Raw genomic sequence first — 15,544 nt, 5'->3', positions numbered from 1 at the left:
TGCTTAAATCCTCAATAAAGCGTATCAATTTATAGTGGTTGTATGAAAAACAATCATTATCTTTCCGCTTAAACTTAGAACGTGAGGGTTGTCTAAATATGAAAAGACAGAAACGAGATCGTTTAGCTAGAGCATTATCGAAAGGTTACCAAGCCGGTATGCAAGGTCGTTCAAAAGAGCAGTGTCCCTATTTTGCCATTGATGCACGTTCACATTGGCTAGGAGGTTGGCGACAGGCCATGGAAGATCGTCCTGGGCTTGCAAAATAAATAACCCGTCGAGGTGATACTGCGGACACCTGTGTTATCGCAAATATTATCACCAAGATTTAATTGATAATCAAAAGAGGGTTATTTATGCATATTCCTATGAATAACTTGAACATAGGACAATTTGAATATAAATAACAACTGTGAATTGGAAATAAAAAGGTCTACCGCGGTAGGCCTTTTTATGTTGTAAAGTACGGTAGGGCGAAAACTTGCCAAGTACTCTTATCTGAGATACCACCATACCACCATAAAAGAAAAAGCCTAATCTCATCGAAGAGAATAGGCTCTTATCTATCTATGTGTAATATTGACTTAAAATGCTGAGGTATCTTTAAATAAGCCGACTTTTAAATCTTTGGCTTCATAAATCAGTTTACCATCAACATAAACTTCACCGTCAGCGATACCCATAATAAGCTTGCGATTGATAACACGTTTGAAATCAATTTTATAGGTGACTTTTTTGGCTGTTGGTAGAATTTGCCCAGTGAATTTCACTTCACCCACACCCAAAGCTCGGCCTTTACCTTCACCGCCTAACCAACCTAGGTAGAAACCTACCAGTTGCCACATTGCATCAAGCCCTAAACAACCCGGCATAACAGGATCATTGACAAAGTGGCAATCAAAAAACCATAAGTCTGGCTTGATATCGAATTCTGCTTCGATAAAGCCTTTATTATGGGAGCCGCCATCTTCAGTCATTTTAATGATGCGATCCATCATTAGCATATTACCTGAAGGCAGTGGTGGGCCATCTTGGCCAAATAATTCACCACGGCCTGAAGCAATGAGGTCTTCTTTAGAATAAGATTCGCGTTTATCAACCATTGTTTATATAGCCTTTATCAAGTGTAAGGTAACAGAATAGCTTACACTTGTACGCTGAACAACTCCGATCACTTGAAACAGAATTATCTGAATAAGCGCAGGAACCAAGGTAACTTAGGCCTATCCTGATTATTAGCTTGTGTTATTCGATCATGAATAACAGCTAACAAGTGTTCATTTGATTGTGGATTTTCACATTGTTCTTCGTAATAAGGCTGATGTGTTAGCAAAGTAATTGCTTCTGCAACATGGACAACCGGCCAAATATGGAACTTATTTTCTTTGACAGCTTGTATCACGCTATCGTTTAAAACAAGATGTCGCACGTTCGCCAGCGGTATAATAACCCCTTGTGATCCTGTTAATCCTCTTTGCTGACAGATATCAAAAAAGCCTTCAATTTTTTGATTAACACCACCAATAGGTTGTACCTGACCAAATTGATCTACGGCACCGGTTACGGCGATTTGTTGATCAATTGGGTGTTGTGACAATGTACTAATTAGCGCACATAATTCTGCTAGTGAGGCACTATCACCATCCACTTCACCGTAAGATTGTTCAAAAACGACGGAAGCACTAAAAGGTTGTGGCTGATCTAATCGTAATTCAGAATTTAAGTAGGCTTGCATAATCATCATGCCTTTTGCATGGATATTGCCACCTAATTCTGCTTTTCGTTCAATATCGACCAATTCGCCATCACCAATATGAGCCACACAGGTAATACGAGTTGGCTCGCCAATTAGATCGGGATAACCGGGATAATCTAAGACAGAAAGACCGTTTATTTGGCCTACCATTTCACCTTCAGTGTGAATAGTGACTTGGCCTTGTAATATTTCATCACGGCTTCGTTCTAATAAGTAGCTATGTCGCCATAAACGATTTTCTTGCGCTTTTTTAAGCGCCTCAGCACCAAGATAAGCATCATGATTAAAACGTATGGCATAACGCAATTGGCGTAATATGAATTCAAGATCGAGAGATAAGATAAGCTGATCTTCATGCTCTCTTGCGCCCTGAGTCAGTAATACTTGCCAAGCATCAGCAGATAATGAAGGAAGACGATATTTTTGGCAAAGTCCATTAACAAAACCACACCATTGGCTCAGGGCGGTTTCATCTTCTAAATACATATCGTATTCATATTCGCCATATAGTGCCGTACTGCTGATATTAGGCTCCATAAACTCAAGCTCTTCTAAGCTTAGGCGATCGCCCACTAAAATAACACGCAAGTGAAGGGGCATGGCTTCAATAGGCAAAGGAAGGGCTTGATGGTCATTCCACACTAACCATTCAAAGCGTTGCTCTTCAACCATCTTTTTCAGTCGGAACCACATTAAAGGTTGTGCTAAGAGCGTTTTAATGGATAAGACTAAAATACCACCATTGACTTTATGCAACAGTCCTGGGTTAACGAGGAGCTTATCTTTATGATAATAAAATGAACCAAAAAGTTGTTCTGGCTCTATCCATTGGCAACAAGCAATAGATTCTGATGATGAAAATGAGCCTTCTACATTTTCTTGCCAATAAATTTGGTTAGATTCAGCTTGATAGGCACCTACAACAGGATAAGTTTTTATCTCTGTTTGTTGTAATGTATCAGCGAGTGTTTCGAAATAAGCAGTAGAATCTTCTGCTTTTAACAGCATAAATTGGCCTGCTTCTGCATTATTTAGCCACTGTAAGCTTTCATACAAGCGAGGTTGAACCTCACGAAGTGAAGATGCAGGCAATTGCGATGCTGTTTGAAAGAAAGTCTGGTAGGAGGCGTAATCTGGGCGTAACGCCTGCCATTCTAATTCGTTGTTTTTCAAGGTTACCGTTTTTATTATTGAGTAGTGAACATGGAAGTTAACATAAAGCGTTAATAGCTGGTATCTATCCTGCAATAAGACAGCTATTGACAGTTATATTATGTCTATACTTTTGGCCGGGAATATACATTGCCATTATTTTTGCTATAACCTATTAAATTGAATGTATTGTTTTATTATAGCGACGCACGATTCTATCACAACGTGGTTAGAAAACTATCCCTTCTGACATTTGGCGGTGGGAGGTAACAAAAGCTACTTATCTTTTTTGGTGATAATTTAAGCAAAAATATTCGGTTTAAGGCAGTTTTTTGGCAAAATTGTTGATATGCTAGTATATAGTTACGTTGTCACGGTGATTTGTATGAAATATCAACAGTTAGAAAATCTAGAATGTGGCTGGAAGTGGGCTTATTTGGTAAAAAAACATCGCGAAGGTGAATTAATCACCCGTTATGTCGAAAAGAGCGCCGCCGATGAAGTGGTTGAGCAACTATTACGTCTTGAGTCTCAACCATTAAAAGTCCTTGAATGGATCAATTTACATATGAACCCTGAGTTATCGAATAGAATGAAGCAAACTATTCGTGCTCGAAGAAAGCGTTATTTTAATGCTGAACATCAGCATACGCGTAAAAAATCTATCGATTTAACTTTTAAAGTTTGGCAACGCCTATCAGCACTATCTCAGCGCCGAGGTTTGACATTATCAGAAACGATTGTCCAGCTTATCGAAGATGCGGAGCGAAAAGAGCAATATGCACTAAAAGTACATAACCTAAAAGATGGCCTAATTGAGTTACTAGAACGAGACAAACAGAAAAAAGAGTAGATGACAATAGCGTTGTTTATTATCGAGAGATCATCAGTATAGCGTTAACTTAAGAGGTATAGAGAATATCTCTGCTAATTATTTAAAGTCATCATCAAAAGAAAAACCCTGCCGAAGCAGGGTTTTTTTAGAATTCATTACAGTAGATGTCTCTACTATTTGAATTATTGACCAGGTTGAACAACAACTTCAGTTGTACCTTGGATTTCGATTTCTACACGACGGTCTGGCGCTAAGCAATCGATCAGAGCTGCACGAGCTTTGATGTTGTCACAAGTGTTGCCAGTTACTGGGTTTTCTTTACCACGACCTTCTGCAGAGATGCTGTTTGCAGGAATACCTTTAGATACCAGGTAATCAACTACAGATTGAGCACGTTTTTCTGACAGAGGCAGGTTGTAGTTTTGAGAACCGATACGGTCAGTGTAACCGATAACTACGACACGACCTTGAGTTGGGTCGATGTTAGCTAATTCATTGTACAGACCATTCAGTGCTTCTTGACCTTCAGCTTTCAGAGAAGATTTGTTGTAGTTGAACAGAACGTCTGAACGCAGAGTAAAGGTTTTGTTCTCAACAACTGGAGCTGGAGCAACTACTGGAGCTGGCTCAACAACTGGAGCTGGAGTTTCTTGGTTGAAACGGTAAGCAACACCAACACTCAGCATACCATTGTCTGGACGAGCGTTCAGAGTACCTTTATCACCGATGTTGTTGATCCACTGATACTCAAGACGAGTAGCAATGTTAGGAGTGATCGCGTATTCAGTACCTAATGCGAATACTGGAGAAACGCCAGTATCATTTTCAGAGAAACGTTTTTGAGTTCCTGCTGAAGTTGCATTAATAGTTGCAGTTGAATCTGCACGCCATACCATACCACCTAAACGTGTATAAACGTCTAAGTCATCCATTACTGGATAGCTTAATTTAGTGGTTAATTGGATACCTTGAGCTTTGAATGCACCGTTGTTGTATGAACCTTTATAAGCCATACGACCTAACCAGTCATAACCCAGTTCAAAACCTAAGTATTGGTTGTACTGATAACCAGCAAATGCACCAGCACCAATTTGGTCTTTGTGTGTGCTACCGTTACCGATATTCACGCCGTCCCAATTGTTACCAGTACTTTGATACTGAGACCAACCTAATTTACCACCGGTATACCAAGTATTGTCTTTTGGAGCTGCTTGCGCTGCAGTTGCGAAAGCTGCCACTGCCACTGCTAATGCGATAGCTGTCTTTTTCATTTTACGCCTCGTTATCATCCAAGTTAGGCATTTGGCTTTAAGCCTTATTATTTGCCCTTGGTTAAATTATTGTTAGGAATTCGATGCTTTCATCAAATGATGATCCCCAAAAACGGGATTTAAAGCATAACCTTAACGATATAAAGTCTACAATGAACTTAAAAAGTTACAAGTATCCCTTTAAAATTCGACTTAAAATTTTAAAAAGATCGGCCGTTATTCACAATAAGAATTATTCTATATTTTTGTTAAATTTCTTGTAACCATATGATTTAAGTTACAATTGATTATGACTTATCTTAAATGATAATGTTGCGTTATGAGTATTAGGAAAACTCTTAAATTTCACTAATGGTAGTGATTTGAATGAATTTTTATCGAGTTTAAATGTCGTTTAGAGGAATTATTGTTTTCTATTTGGATATGATTACTGTTTTGTTGTCGCATGATAAAACCTAACGCTTTACCGATGCTGGCAGCATATTCTAATCTTTTCATCTCTTCTGACGATATTTCTGGTAACCAACCCAATACTACACTGTAGTTTCCACTTAGTAGCGCTTTCTCCATTAATTCCACAGTATTAATTGAATCAACATGATTGAGTTGAATGATTTTATTCAGGGGTAAGCCGGTTTCTTTTAACCAACTACGATTTAATTTTTGTTGTGGACTTAACCACAGTAACCAACGTGATTCATGGCTATACTGTTTTAACAGAGGTAGTAAGATGTGGTTAATCATCAAGGGATTTTGGTAAAGCAGTTCACTTACCATGCCTTGTCTATTATCGGGCATTGTTGTTGTAATTGCATCGGAGGCCATAGAGAGAGGTAATACCTCAGTAGAGATCTCTTGGAAAAGGCCATTTTGTCTTGCCAAAGATGATGTTGAGAGTTTCATATTTACCTCGTTCAATATGTACTGTATGTATATACAGTATACCTGAGTTTCACTTAAATCAAGATCAATTTTTTGAAAGTTGCTCTCAAAATTTATGTAAATTCATATTTTTGAGCGGGTAACTATTGGCAAAAAAAGGACATTTATTTATTGTCTTAACCATCAAGAATACAGTCATATATTTGAATTTTAAGATAAAAAATATTTTTTGTGGTTTGGAGAACTGATGTCAATTTTACCTGAGCAAAGGAAGGCTCATTTATTATCGCGCGTAGCGGAATATGGAAAGTTAAGTAAGAAGTCTCAATTCGGCGGTTATAGCTTAATGGTTGATGAGGTTATCTTTGCGATTACTGCTGATAATGAATTTTATTTAAAAGGGAGTGGTTTTGTTGAAACACTCTATAAAGCAAACAACATGGATGCATACGTCTATCTAAAAAAAGGTATCCCCATTACATTGCGCTATTATCGTATTACGCAAGCAATATGGCATAATAGCGCTAAGCTCAATCAATATATCGATTTTGCATATCACTATAGTACTCAGGAGTTTTTAGGGCAGCAAAAGCAGCCTCGTCGTATCAAAGATTTACCCAATTTGGGCATAGCATTAGAGAAAAAGCTGAATCAAGTTGGGATTAACCGTATCGAGGAATTACGTACGATCGGTGCGAAGGCATGTTATTTAAAACTGATTGCGCAACCTAAGCAAGGAAATAGCGACTTATTGCTTGCGTTAGCAGGTGCTATTGTTGGCTGTCATCGCTCTGTGTTACCTAGTCAATTAAAAATGGAATTGTTAAATTGGTATAAAGAGTTATCCGTTAAATCCTATTAAACTACAGTACTCGGACTTGAGTACTGTAGAATGAACAGGAATAACGGAATAAGAGCAAACTTAAGCCAATAGAGTCTGTTATTTTCTCTAATTTCTATTAGAACATTAGAGAAAATAACTTTTTATCCATTAAGCTGTAGCTAATTTATCTTTATCGCTTTGCCATTCTGTTTGCTCAATTAGCTCAATGCAATTGACAATTTGTGGCAGTAAATCCAGTAACAAGCGTATTTGCGTTAACACTAATTGAATACGGGCGTTATCTGAACTTGGTTGTGCATTAACACGTGCGATAAGTTGATCGTGAGATTGTATAAAATCATTATCTTGTGGTTTTTTACGTCTTAACGCTGAATCAATATAACAGACAGTATCATTAAGCAGGGTGAGTACCGCTTCATCTTCAATTTTGCAACGATGAACACCTAACGCTGAAATATAGCTCAGTAAAGTATGATTTAAACAAAGTAATTTAAATGCTTCTTCTTGAGAGGTTTGAAAGCTTTTAGGCTCTGATGACATGTTAGAAATTAAAGATGCTAACTCACCATCACTGCTATGTGCATTACGACGTGCAATACGATAATTAACGCTATTATCTCTTCCTTGATAATACTGAATGAGGATCGCATCAAGATAGTAGCAGTTATTGGTCATGGTTTTTTGGATGAGCAATGGCAACTGACGGAACTTCCAATCCGGCCAAATAAAACTGACTGCAAACCAGGCAATAGCACAACCAATTAACGTATCAATGATCCGCGGTAGTGCGACATCATAGCCTTCACCTAATAAATTAAAACTTAATAAAACGAGTAGGGTAATAAACAAAGTGGCATGAGCGTATTGTACGGTTCGGAAAGCAAAAAAGAGCGTACCTGTCACAACAATAAGCACTAATTGACCTTCGATGGAAGGCACAAAATAGAGAATAGGGAAACCAATTAAAATACCAATAATAGTGCCACTGACCCGTAATGTTAATCGTCTACGTGTCGCATTATAGTTAGGCTGACAAACAAACAAACTGGTTAATAAAATCCAGTACCCTCGATGCAAATCAAAAAACTGGATGATCACATAACCTATACATAAGACAAGTGACATTCGTACCGCATGTCTAAATAGGGCTGATTTTGGTGTTAAGTGACCTTTTATTCTTAGCACAATATCTCGCCACCCAGTAAGCCCTTCATCAGATAACTGAGTTTCTTCTTTTTGGTCATGAGAGATTTGATATTGCTCTGTACTAATACTTTTTAATAAAGCATCGATGCCCTGTAAGTTTTGTAATAAATTATAGAGTGGCGCAATAATTTGTGGATCAGAAGTACTGTTTTTTACATTATTAAGTGCATTTTCTAAATGAGTGATTGCACGTTCAAAATGAGGATTATGTTGGTACTTTTTATGCCAAAGAATAGATTGAGCGACTTGTTCGCAGGCTCTTGCTTGCATTGACAGTAAGCGCTGAAAGCGGAAAAGGACATCACTGTGGCGTAATCTATCACTCAGTAATTGATATTGAATATGAGAAGAGCTGGCCCGTTCATGAATATCTTGAGCCACAAAGTAATAATGCAATGTGAAACGACTGCTACGCTGGCCCCTATCACCTTTTAAACGGCTTAGTAATGTTAGTTTAGTTTGGCTCATGGCCTCAATTAACTGATTATTAGCCAATGCCAAGTTATACAGTAATTGCTGTTGATCACCTTCAATATCGGGATCAAATAATGCGGCCTTGGCTTCTAGATAAGCGGAAAGCTGCTGATAATAACGCGTAAGGCTATCTTGAACGGGACGAATAGGGAAAAGTAGGTGACCAATTAAGGTAAGCAAATTATACCAAATCGCGCCTAAAAGGAGCCAAATAGGTTGTTCATGCCATTCTGGGAAAATCGGCATACCTAACATGGTATAAATAGCGATTAATAGCGCACCAAAGGCGATGGTAGCATAACGCTGACCCAAGGCGCCTAATAAAATAAACCCCCAAGTGGAGATAGCAAGACCACAAAAGAATAAAATAGGGTAAGGGTAGAGTAATCCGATAGATGTTGATGCTAATAAGAAACAACATAAGGTGATCACAAGGTTTCTTAAGCGGCCCACAAGCCTATCATCTAAGTCAGTTAATGCGGCTGCGACAACACCTAATGTAAGAGGTATAGTATATTTTGGTTCTTGTCCTAAAGCCCATGGAAATAAAGTCGTTCCCGTAAGTGCGATTATTATGCGAATATAATATAAAAAGTGGCTATTATAGATAAATCGGCGGGCGCCATTAAACAAATTGAACACAAAAAGCCCTTAAATAAACAAGATGGAGATAATTACCTCTTAGAATATAGGGTTTATTACAGATAAAAAAGAGTTTAACGACAGACTATTTGTTATTTATTGTAGGAATTACAGAATGGAACTGAAATCAACCCCAATGGGACAACGTTTAGCTCAGCATCCTTATAACAGGGTAAAATTGTTAAATGCGGGTATTGAGGTCAGTGGTGAAAAGCATCAATATTTAATTCCTTTTAATGAATTGATCGACATTTTTTGTAAAAAAGGCATTGTGTGGGGAGAGTTAGAGTTTTTACTGCCCGACAATAAAGTGGTTCGTTTGCATGGAACGGACTGGGAAGAAACGCAACAATTTTACCGCTATCTTTATCAAACTTGGCAAATATGGAGCCAAGAGATGAGTGAGATAACGGCGCAAGTACTTGAAAAGCAACTCTCTTCTATCCAAGATATAATTCAAAGCGATAAATGGATAAAGCAAAACCAGTTAGCCGGTATTCAACAGGCAATCCAAGAAAGTTTTTCTGCTATTCCTCTTCCTCTGGAACGACTTGCTCAATTTGATAACTGTAAGGTGCATTATCAACGCTGTTTACAGTGGTTACAGCAAGGTAAGGCATTAATTGCGCAAGAAAATGAGCAATGGATCACCCGTATGTTGACAGAGCATGCGGAGTTTTTTACTACCATTGAAACATTGCCTTTAAATGAATCGCAATGTAAAGCCGTTATCAACGGTGAAGATAATATATTGGTATTAGCGGGTGCTGGTAGTGGTAAAACGTCGGTACTAGTGGCAAGAGCAGGGTGGTTGTTACGTCGTAAACTAGCAACCTCTGAACAAATTCTACTATTGGCTTTTGGACGTAAAGCCGCTGAAGAGATGAACCAACGTTTATCTGAGCGCTTAAACGCTGATATTACGGCGAAAACCTTTCATGCATTGGCATTATTTATTATCCAACAGTCAACTAAAAAACAACCCAAGATCAGCGAATTAGAAATCAATAGTGAAAAGAGAAGAACACTTTTGCTAACGCAGTGGCGTGAGCAGTGTCAGCAGAAAAAAGCACAAGCGAAAGGCTGGCGTGAGTGGTTATCTGAAGAGCTAGCATGGGAGATCCCTGATGGGGAATTTTGGCATGATAAAAAATTAGAAAATCAAGTTGCCGTAAGGTTAGAGCGGTGGATCAGTTTATTAAGAATGCAAGGTGGTAGCCAAAAAACAATGATTGATTCTGTGCCTGCAGAATATACGGATGCATTTAAAAAGTATTTAAAACTATTAGCACCACTGTTAAAGGCATGGAAAACCGCATTAAAAGAAGAGAATGCCATTGATTTTTCAGGGCTATTACATCAAGCCATTAATCTGATAGAAAAAGGGCGTTTCGTCAGTCCTTGGAAACATATTCTGGTGGATGAATTCCAAGATATTTCACCACTAAGAGCAGCACTATTAAATGCGTTAAAACAACAAAATACACAAACTTCATTATTTGCAGTTGGTGATGACTGGCAAGCTATTTATCGCTTTAGTGGGGCTGAATTATTACTAACAACAGCGTTTCATCAATCTTTTGGTGATGGTGCTGAGTGTGCATTAGATACCACTTATCGTTTTAATTCGACTATAGGTGACGTTGCCAATACATTTATTCAACAAAATCCTAATCAATTAGCTAAGCCTTTAAATAGCTTAACAAAAGGTAATAAAAAAGCTGTTGTATTATTGCCGGATGATCAATTAGAAAGTTTATTAAATAAAATGAGTGGTTATGTCAGTGACGATGAAACGATCCTTTTATTAGCGCGTTATCATTACTTACAACCTGATTTATTGAAAAAGGCGAAAACGCGCTGGCCCAAATTAAAATTACAGTTTATGACTTTTCATGCTTCAAAAGGTCAACAAGCTGATTATGTGATTATATTAGGTTTACAATCGGGTAAAGACGGATTTCCAGCTCCGGCAAGAGAGTCGATTATAGAAACCGCTTTATTACCCCCTGTTGAAGACTATCCTGATGCTGAAGAGCGCCGATTAATGTATGTGGCATTAACAAGAGCAAAAAAACAAGTATGGTTATTATTTAATAAACAACAACCATCTTGTTTTGTGTCAGAATTAAAATCTCAAGGTGTCCCTACGCAAAAAAAACCATAAGGCATTATTTTAAACGTTCTTTTAAATAACCTTCATAGTCGGGAATTTTAATTTTTGACTCTTGTGAAAAAAGAGGGGACGAAATAAGAAAATTAGCCGTCGCACGATTGGTTGCTACGGGAATATTCCAGACTGTTGCTAGGCGTAACAGCGCTTTCACATCTGGATCATGAGGAACGGCATTGAGTGGATCCCAAAAGAAAATAAGAATATCAATTTTCTTTTCTGCGATCATAGCACCAATTTGTTGATCACCTCCCATGGGGCCACTTAACATCTGAGTGACCTCTAATCCTGTATGGTGATTAACCAGATTTCCTGTTGTTCCTGTGGCAAATAACTTATGGTGAGAAAGCTGTTCACTGTTGTTTTTAACCCATTCAAGCAATGAGCTTTTACAGTGATCATGTGCAACTAACGCAATATTTTTTTCTGTGGCGAGTGTGCGGTCAATTTGTTCCATTTGCTACCTTTAAAAATAAATACAGTTATTATTCCAGTTGTCAACATACCTTTTTTTTATCTTACAAGCTATGAGCGGAACAAGATACTATGATGTATCATAAGATTTTCAATCTTCCTGCTGATAACGGAGCATATAAATGGTTGATTCAGAGATTTATGACATTCTAAGAAGTGTCAAAACAATTGCACTGGTTGGTGCAAGTCATAAAGAAGATCGCCCTAGTTATAAAGTCATGAAATTCTTATTAGAGCAAGGCTATGAGGTGATCCCCGTTAATCCGGGTATGGCAGGGGAAACAATATTAGGCCAGCAATGTTATGGTCATTTGCAAGATATTCCTGTGGCGATTGATATGGTAGATGTATTTCGTCAATCAGCAGCAGCGCTCGAGATTGCCAAAGAAGCGATTAAAATTAATGCTAAAGTTTTATGGTTACAGATAGGTGTGATCAATGAAGAAGCAAAAGCATTAGCTGAACAATCGGGGTTGCGTGTGGTTATGGATCGCTGTCCTAAAAAAGAGATAGAAGCCCACGGATTGCCTTGGTAATAGGCAGAGTAAAATCGCCGAAATGTATTCGGCGATTATCATTAAGGTTAAGAATGGAAGAAAATTAGTTTCTTAATCGCGGAGCCTGTAATTGGTTGCGGATTGATTGTGACAACTCATCCATTGAGTCATTATCTAAATGCTCATCTGAGAGTTCATAAGTTATTTGAGCTTCAGCTAAATAGGTATGAACCGGTTGTCCTTCATCATCTTCCATGACAACATGATACCAAGGCGCTGATCGCAAGGTCATATTAGATGCAATATCATCCTCGTTAGGTTGATCAAGGGAATATTCAGCATCCACATCAACAACTACACCTAAATAACCGAGTAGTTTATGTCTAACCTGCTGGCCTATTCCAAATTTGCTGGCGATCATCATTTATCACCTCCGTAAAACCTTGCTTTATTAATTTCTGTATATGAGGGCATAAAGTGAAATTTCAAGGTGTAACAAAATTAAACACGTCGTTATCCAGTGTAAATGCAAACCTCACAAAATCAGATTATCTATTGTATAAAGAAAAGACAACAATCTTATCGGAATTTTTGCGTCACATGTAAGTTTGGAGGGTAGGTAAATGAAGGTTGGTAGAGAATATATTATTCAAGGTCGTGTACAAGGTGTCGGTTTCCGCTTTCATACTTATCAATGGATGAAAAAGCAGCCTATTACGGGTTATGTGTGGAATCGTGATGATGGCAGTGTGGGGATCAGAGCTTTTGCTGAAGAGCAGGTACTGAGAAAAATAGAAGATTGGTTGGCTGCTGGAGGACCAATAGGGAGTAAGATTGTATTCTGGTCGGCAACACCATGCCAATATGAAGAAATGGCAGACTTTTCAATCCGCCATTATGCATCTTAGTATTAAATACATTTGACAGGTTTAGGTAAGCCCGCGAGCTTCGTTGCCTGTTTAGCTGGACCTTTAGGGAATAAGCGATATAGATAACGGCTATTGCCTTTTTCATCGCCATATTTTTGTGCTAATGCTTTCACTAACATTCGGATCGCCGGTGAGGTATTAAACTCTAAATAAAACTGGCGCACAAAACGGATAATTTCCCAATGTTGCTCTGTGAGTTCAATTTCTTCAAGTTCAGCTAATATTGGCACCATCTCTTCGGTCCATTCATTGCTGTTTTTTAAATAACCGTGACTATCTGTCTCGATTTGTTGTCCGTTAAATACAAACATGTGTTTCTAACCAATCAAAAATAATCATTTAATTTAGCAAAAATAACCGTAATACCCAAGTCTAATGCGTAAATCGTTGATAAATTAAGCTGTTAAATCAAAGGGCGTTTAAAATTACGCCAAACAAGACAATAAGGGCTTTACAATATAAGCGTGGATGTTTATATTGCTCCCCATTGCGGAGGGGTGGCCGAGCGGCTGAAGGCAGCGGTCTTGAAAACCGCCGATGGGAAACCATCCGAGAGTTCGAATCTCTCCTCCTCCGCCATCTCAATGCCTTCTAGCGTCTCCTGAAGTCTCCTTAACTTCCTTTGATCCACTAAAAACAAATTTCCTAGTCAACAGTTTTATTCATAATTATTCAAATTTCTGTTTGTATAAAGAGTATTGAGCATTATTGTAACCTCTAAATATTTCAAATAGATTATGGTTGAATATATTTACGACTGGGGACAATCAATATGATGATTTATTGTTATGATGACAAAATAAGTGAAATTAAAATAGAACAACTCACCAAATTGTTATATAGATGTGTCCTTGGTGGGGCAAGTGTTGGGTATACTGACGCAGAAACTCAAGTAGATGATATGAGAAATTATTGGCTTAGTGTTAATCACTCATTATCAACAAATACGTTTAAATTAATTACTGCAGTGATTGACGGACAAATAGTCGGTGTTGTTGGTCTTGAATTATGCACTAAACCAAACGGCAAACATCGTGGGGAGATTTGCAAACTATTAGTATCCCCTGATCATAGGCATAAAGGAATAGCACAGCAATTGATGCAAAAGGCTGAACAAATAGCATGGGAGAGAGGGATAACACTTTTAACTTTAGATACCATTACAAAAGGTATGACGGTGAGTCTATATCGCTTTCTTGGTTGGCAAGTTAGTGGTGAAATTCCTGAGTTTGCTCAAGCAGTTGATGGTAAGTTTGAGGCTACAACCATTATGTTTAAACTTAAGCCTGAGAGTAATAGTTAAATAAAAATAAGTTAATATCATTTTGCTATATATGATATTTTTCTAAATACACCAAAATAAGCCCCAGTCCTAGAGCTTATTTTTAAATTAACGATTAAAAAATTTAATTATTAACAATCGTTAATGTACTAAATGATGAATAAGATATTGTATTCATCATTTAGTAGCTTATTAACTCTATTTCCTTTATAGAATGAGATAGTGACTGCTTTAATTGTTGATTAATTTTTAATTTACCAACCACAAACATTGGCTTCTTCATCCATATCATAACCACGGACGATATTGATTAAATCTTTAACCATTAGACTCGCCATATCAGGATCAAGTAAATCTTTTATCTCGCATTCTTTATCCACTGAAACACCATTATTTTTATTGGTGAGCGTTAAAGTCAGCGCTTGGGCTGAGAGATCTATTTTGCCCTTTAATTCGTTAGTTAATAACAAAATTTCTTTAGCGGCAACATCAGGAATATAAAGTATCTTAGGATTAAGGAAGATTTTCTCTACTTTATCATTACTGTTATCACAAATAAGTGTCAATAAATAACCTTTATTATCATTTTCCATAGTCATTTTTAACCTTCAGCAAGTATTTTGGGGTCAACATAAAAGTCGATATTAAACACGGTGTCTTCAGTTTGTGCTTCAATTCTGTGCCAAGTTTCTGGTGGAAATACACCAAACTCACCCTCCTTAATCACTAAGGTTTCGGTAGGCTTTGGGCTATATTGATCGGCATAGGCATAATAAATAATAGTGCCTTGCATCACGGATAATCTAGGGTATACCCCTTGCTGGGTGCCTTTGTCTAAATGTCTCTCCCAGATTGATTTAGGGGCTGTCTCCCTTGTCCAAAAAGGCGTTGTTCGTATATGAATATAGTTTGTGGGAATAATGATACGTTTCATTGCTTCTCCCTTATTATTGCCAGTTATTTTGTTGCTTTTTATCTTAGTGAAAATAAAAAACAGAGATAAATCACCTGATAAATTATTTCTTCTTTGACCAAAATTTACCGCCAATAAAGAAGTATTTCAAATGCAATTTAATGATATTTAGATGATTAGTTATTCGATTTAGCTCTAACTATTTGTTTTTATT

General features: G+C 37.6%; 17 protein-coding genes and 1 tRNA gene. 8 read left to right on the top strand and 10 right to left on the bottom strand.

Going from position 1 to position 15,544, the window contains the following annotated elements:
- The first annotated feature begins 98 nt into the window (after window positions 1–98).
- On the top strand, window positions 99–269 hold the full coding sequence (rmf, locus tag AACU95_RS11640; RefSeq protein WP_004244679.1) for a ribosome modulation factor: 171 nt from the start codon (window positions 99–101) through the stop codon (window positions 267–269).
- 315 nt (window positions 270–584) lie between these two features.
- Here rmf and fabA read toward each other — a convergent pair whose 3' ends face one another.
- Entirely contained in the window at window positions 585–1,103 is a 519-nt protein-coding gene (gene fabA / locus AACU95_RS11635) for a bifunctional 3-hydroxydecanoyl-ACP dehydratase/trans-2-decenoyl-ACP isomerase (RefSeq protein ID WP_004244680.1), read from the bottom strand.
- An 83-nt stretch (window positions 1,104–1,186) separates the two neighbouring features.
- A complete protein-coding gene (locus tag AACU95_RS11630) occupies window positions 1,187–2,929 on the bottom strand; it encodes an AAA family ATPase (RefSeq protein ID WP_141191952.1) in 1,743 nt (580 codons plus the stop codon).
- A 364-nt stretch (window positions 2,930–3,293) separates the two neighbouring features.
- Here AACU95_RS11630 and matP point away from each other — a divergent pair, with 364 nt between their 5' ends.
- Window positions 3,294–3,761, top strand: coding sequence for a macrodomain Ter protein MatP (gene matP / locus AACU95_RS11625; protein ID WP_004244682.1), 468 nt, complete (start codon window positions 3,294–3,296; stop codon window positions 3,759–3,761).
- Window positions 3,762–3,925: 164 nt separating this feature from the next.
- Here the strand turns inward: matP and ompA are convergent, their stop codons facing one another.
- Both ompA and sulA read right to left on the bottom strand, forming a co-directional pair.
- Window positions 3,926–5,014, bottom strand: coding sequence for a porin OmpA (ompA, locus tag AACU95_RS11620; protein ID WP_004247686.1), 1,089 nt, complete (start codon window positions 5,012–5,014; stop codon window positions 3,926–3,928).
- 348 nt (window positions 5,015–5,362) lie between these two features.
- Window positions 5,363–5,917, bottom strand: coding sequence for an SOS-induced cell division inhibitor SulA (sulA, locus tag AACU95_RS11615; protein ID WP_004247687.1), 555 nt, complete (start codon window positions 5,915–5,917; stop codon window positions 5,363–5,365).
- A gap of 226 nt (window positions 5,918–6,143) precedes the next feature.
- Here sulA and AACU95_RS11610 point away from each other — a divergent pair, with 226 nt between their 5' ends.
- Window positions 6,144–6,758: a TfoX/Sxy family DNA transformation protein gene (locus tag AACU95_RS11610; protein WP_049211659.1), complete on the top strand. Its 615-nt coding sequence runs from the start codon at window positions 6,144–6,146 to the stop codon at window positions 6,756–6,758.
- 129 nt (window positions 6,759–6,887) lie between these two features.
- On the opposite strand, the gene yccS is transcribed toward AACU95_RS11610, so the two are convergent.
- Window positions 6,888–9,062: a YccS family putative transporter gene (gene yccS / locus AACU95_RS11605; RefSeq protein WP_017628410.1), complete on the bottom strand. Its 2,175-nt coding sequence runs from the start codon at window positions 9,060–9,062 to the stop codon at window positions 6,888–6,890.
- 115 nt (window positions 9,063–9,177) lie between these two features.
- Here yccS and helD point away from each other — a divergent pair, with 115 nt between their 5' ends.
- The gene (gene helD, locus AACU95_RS11600) at window positions 9,178–11,229 is read left to right on the top strand and encodes a DNA helicase IV (protein ID WP_074561760.1); all 2,052 of its coding nucleotides are present in this window, start codon (window positions 9,178–9,180) and stop codon (window positions 11,227–11,229) included.
- A gap of 4 nt (window positions 11,230–11,233) precedes the next feature.
- On the opposite strand, the gene AACU95_RS11595 is transcribed toward helD, so the two are convergent.
- Window positions 11,234–11,692, bottom strand: a complete 459-nt coding sequence (locus tag AACU95_RS11595; protein ID WP_004244689.1) for a methylglyoxal synthase — start codon at window positions 11,690–11,692, stop codon at window positions 11,234–11,236.
- A gap of 139 nt (window positions 11,693–11,831) precedes the next feature.
- Between AACU95_RS11595 and AACU95_RS11590 the strand changes: the two genes are divergently transcribed.
- Window positions 11,832–12,245: a CoA-binding protein gene (locus AACU95_RS11590; protein ID WP_004247691.1), complete on the top strand. Its 414-nt coding sequence runs from the start codon at window positions 11,832–11,834 to the stop codon at window positions 12,243–12,245.
- 64 nt (window positions 12,246–12,309) lie between these two features.
- Here the strand turns inward: AACU95_RS11590 and hspQ are convergent, their stop codons facing one another.
- Complete coding sequence (hspQ, locus tag AACU95_RS11585; protein ID WP_004244691.1) at window positions 12,310–12,630, bottom strand: heat shock protein HspQ; 321 nt, start codon at window positions 12,628–12,630, stop codon at window positions 12,310–12,312.
- 199 nt (window positions 12,631–12,829) lie between these two features.
- On the opposite strand from hspQ, the gene AACU95_RS11580 reads away from it, so the two are divergent.
- Window positions 12,830–13,114, top strand: a complete 285-nt coding sequence (locus tag AACU95_RS11580; RefSeq protein ID WP_004244692.1) for an acylphosphatase — start codon at window positions 12,830–12,832, stop codon at window positions 13,112–13,114.
- 2 nt (window positions 13,115–13,116) lie between these two features.
- Here AACU95_RS11580 and tusE read toward each other — a convergent pair whose 3' ends face one another.
- Entirely contained in the window at window positions 13,117–13,446 is a 330-nt protein-coding gene (gene tusE, locus AACU95_RS11575) for a sulfurtransferase TusE (protein ID WP_004244693.1), read from the bottom strand.
- 180 nt (window positions 13,447–13,626) lie between these two features.
- Between tusE and AACU95_RS11570 the strand changes: the two genes are divergently transcribed.
- Together AACU95_RS11570 and AACU95_RS11565 are read left to right on the top strand one after the other, a co-directional pair.
- Window positions 13,627–13,714 (top strand) — tRNA-Ser (locus tag AACU95_RS11570).
- Window positions 13,715–13,907: 193 nt separating this feature from the next.
- Entirely contained in the window at window positions 13,908–14,438 is a 531-nt protein-coding gene (locus AACU95_RS11565; RefSeq protein WP_004247783.1) for a GNAT family N-acetyltransferase, read from the top strand.
- 233 nt (window positions 14,439–14,671) lie between these two features.
- Here AACU95_RS11565 and AACU95_RS11560 read toward each other — a convergent pair whose 3' ends face one another.
- Window positions 14,672–15,016, bottom strand: a complete 345-nt coding sequence (locus tag AACU95_RS11560) for a DUF1869 domain-containing protein (RefSeq protein WP_104731574.1) — start codon at window positions 15,014–15,016, stop codon at window positions 14,672–14,674.
- A gap of 2 nt (window positions 15,017–15,018) precedes the next feature.
- Complete coding sequence (locus AACU95_RS11555; protein ID WP_004247785.1) at window positions 15,019–15,351, bottom strand: DUF1971 domain-containing protein; 333 nt, start codon at window positions 15,349–15,351, stop codon at window positions 15,019–15,021.
- Window positions 15,352–15,544 lie beyond the last annotated feature (193 nt).

The sequence above is a fragment of the Proteus sp. G4415 genome (assembly GCF_963896075.1).
GTDB classification, from domain to species: Bacteria; Pseudomonadota; Gammaproteobacteria; order Enterobacterales; family Enterobacteriaceae; genus Proteus; species Proteus mirabilis.
This window is presented reverse-complemented; position numbering and strand designations above follow the sequence as displayed.

What these genes read in the sequence shown, in the direction of transcription:
- rmf (WP_004244679.1), top strand. Translation starts at nt 99, where the DNA reads ATGAAAAGACAGAAACGAGATCGTTTAGCTAGAGCATTATCGAAAGGT.
- fabA (WP_004244680.1), bottom strand. Translation starts at nt 1,103, where the DNA reads ATGGTTGATAAACGCGAATCTTATTCTAAAGAAGACCTCATTGCTTCA.
- matP (WP_004244682.1), top strand. Translation starts at nt 3,294, where the DNA reads ATGAAATATCAACAGTTAGAAAATCTAGAATGTGGCTGGAAGTGGGCT.
- ompA (WP_004247686.1), bottom strand. Translation starts at nt 5,014, where the DNA reads ATGAAAAAGACAGCTATCGCATTAGCAGTGGCAGTGGCAGCTTTCGCA.
- sulA (WP_004247687.1), bottom strand. Translation starts at nt 5,917, where the DNA reads ATGAAACTCTCAACATCATCTTTGGCAAGACAAAATGGCCTTTTCCAA.
- AACU95_RS11610 (WP_049211659.1), top strand. Translation starts at nt 6,144, where the DNA reads ATGTCAATTTTACCTGAGCAAAGGAAGGCTCATTTATTATCGCGCGTA.
- helD (WP_074561760.1), top strand. Translation starts at nt 9,178, where the DNA reads ATGGAACTGAAATCAACCCCAATGGGACAACGTTTAGCTCAGCATCCT.
- AACU95_RS11595 (WP_004244689.1), bottom strand. Translation starts at nt 11,692, where the DNA reads ATGGAACAAATTGACCGCACACTCGCCACAGAAAAAAATATTGCGTTA.
- AACU95_RS11590 (WP_004247691.1), top strand. Translation starts at nt 11,832, where the DNA reads ATGGTTGATTCAGAGATTTATGACATTCTAAGAAGTGTCAAAACAATT.
- hspQ (WP_004244691.1), bottom strand. Translation starts at nt 12,630, where the DNA reads ATGATGATCGCCAGCAAATTTGGAATAGGCCAGCAGGTTAGACATAAA.
- AACU95_RS11580 (WP_004244692.1), top strand. Translation starts at nt 12,830, where the DNA reads ATGAAGGTTGGTAGAGAATATATTATTCAAGGTCGTGTACAAGGTGTC.
- tusE (WP_004244693.1), bottom strand. Translation starts at nt 13,446, where the DNA reads ATGTTTGTATTTAACGGACAACAAATCGAGACAGATAGTCACGGTTAT.
- AACU95_RS11565 (WP_004247783.1), top strand. Translation starts at nt 13,908, where the DNA reads ATGATGATTTATTGTTATGATGACAAAATAAGTGAAATTAAAATAGAA.
- AACU95_RS11560 (WP_104731574.1), bottom strand. Translation starts at nt 15,016, where the DNA reads ATGACTATGGAAAATGATAATAAAGGTTATTTATTGACACTTATTTGT.
- AACU95_RS11555 (WP_004247785.1), bottom strand. Translation starts at nt 15,351, where the DNA reads ATGAAACGTATCATTATTCCCACAAACTATATTCATATACGAACAACG.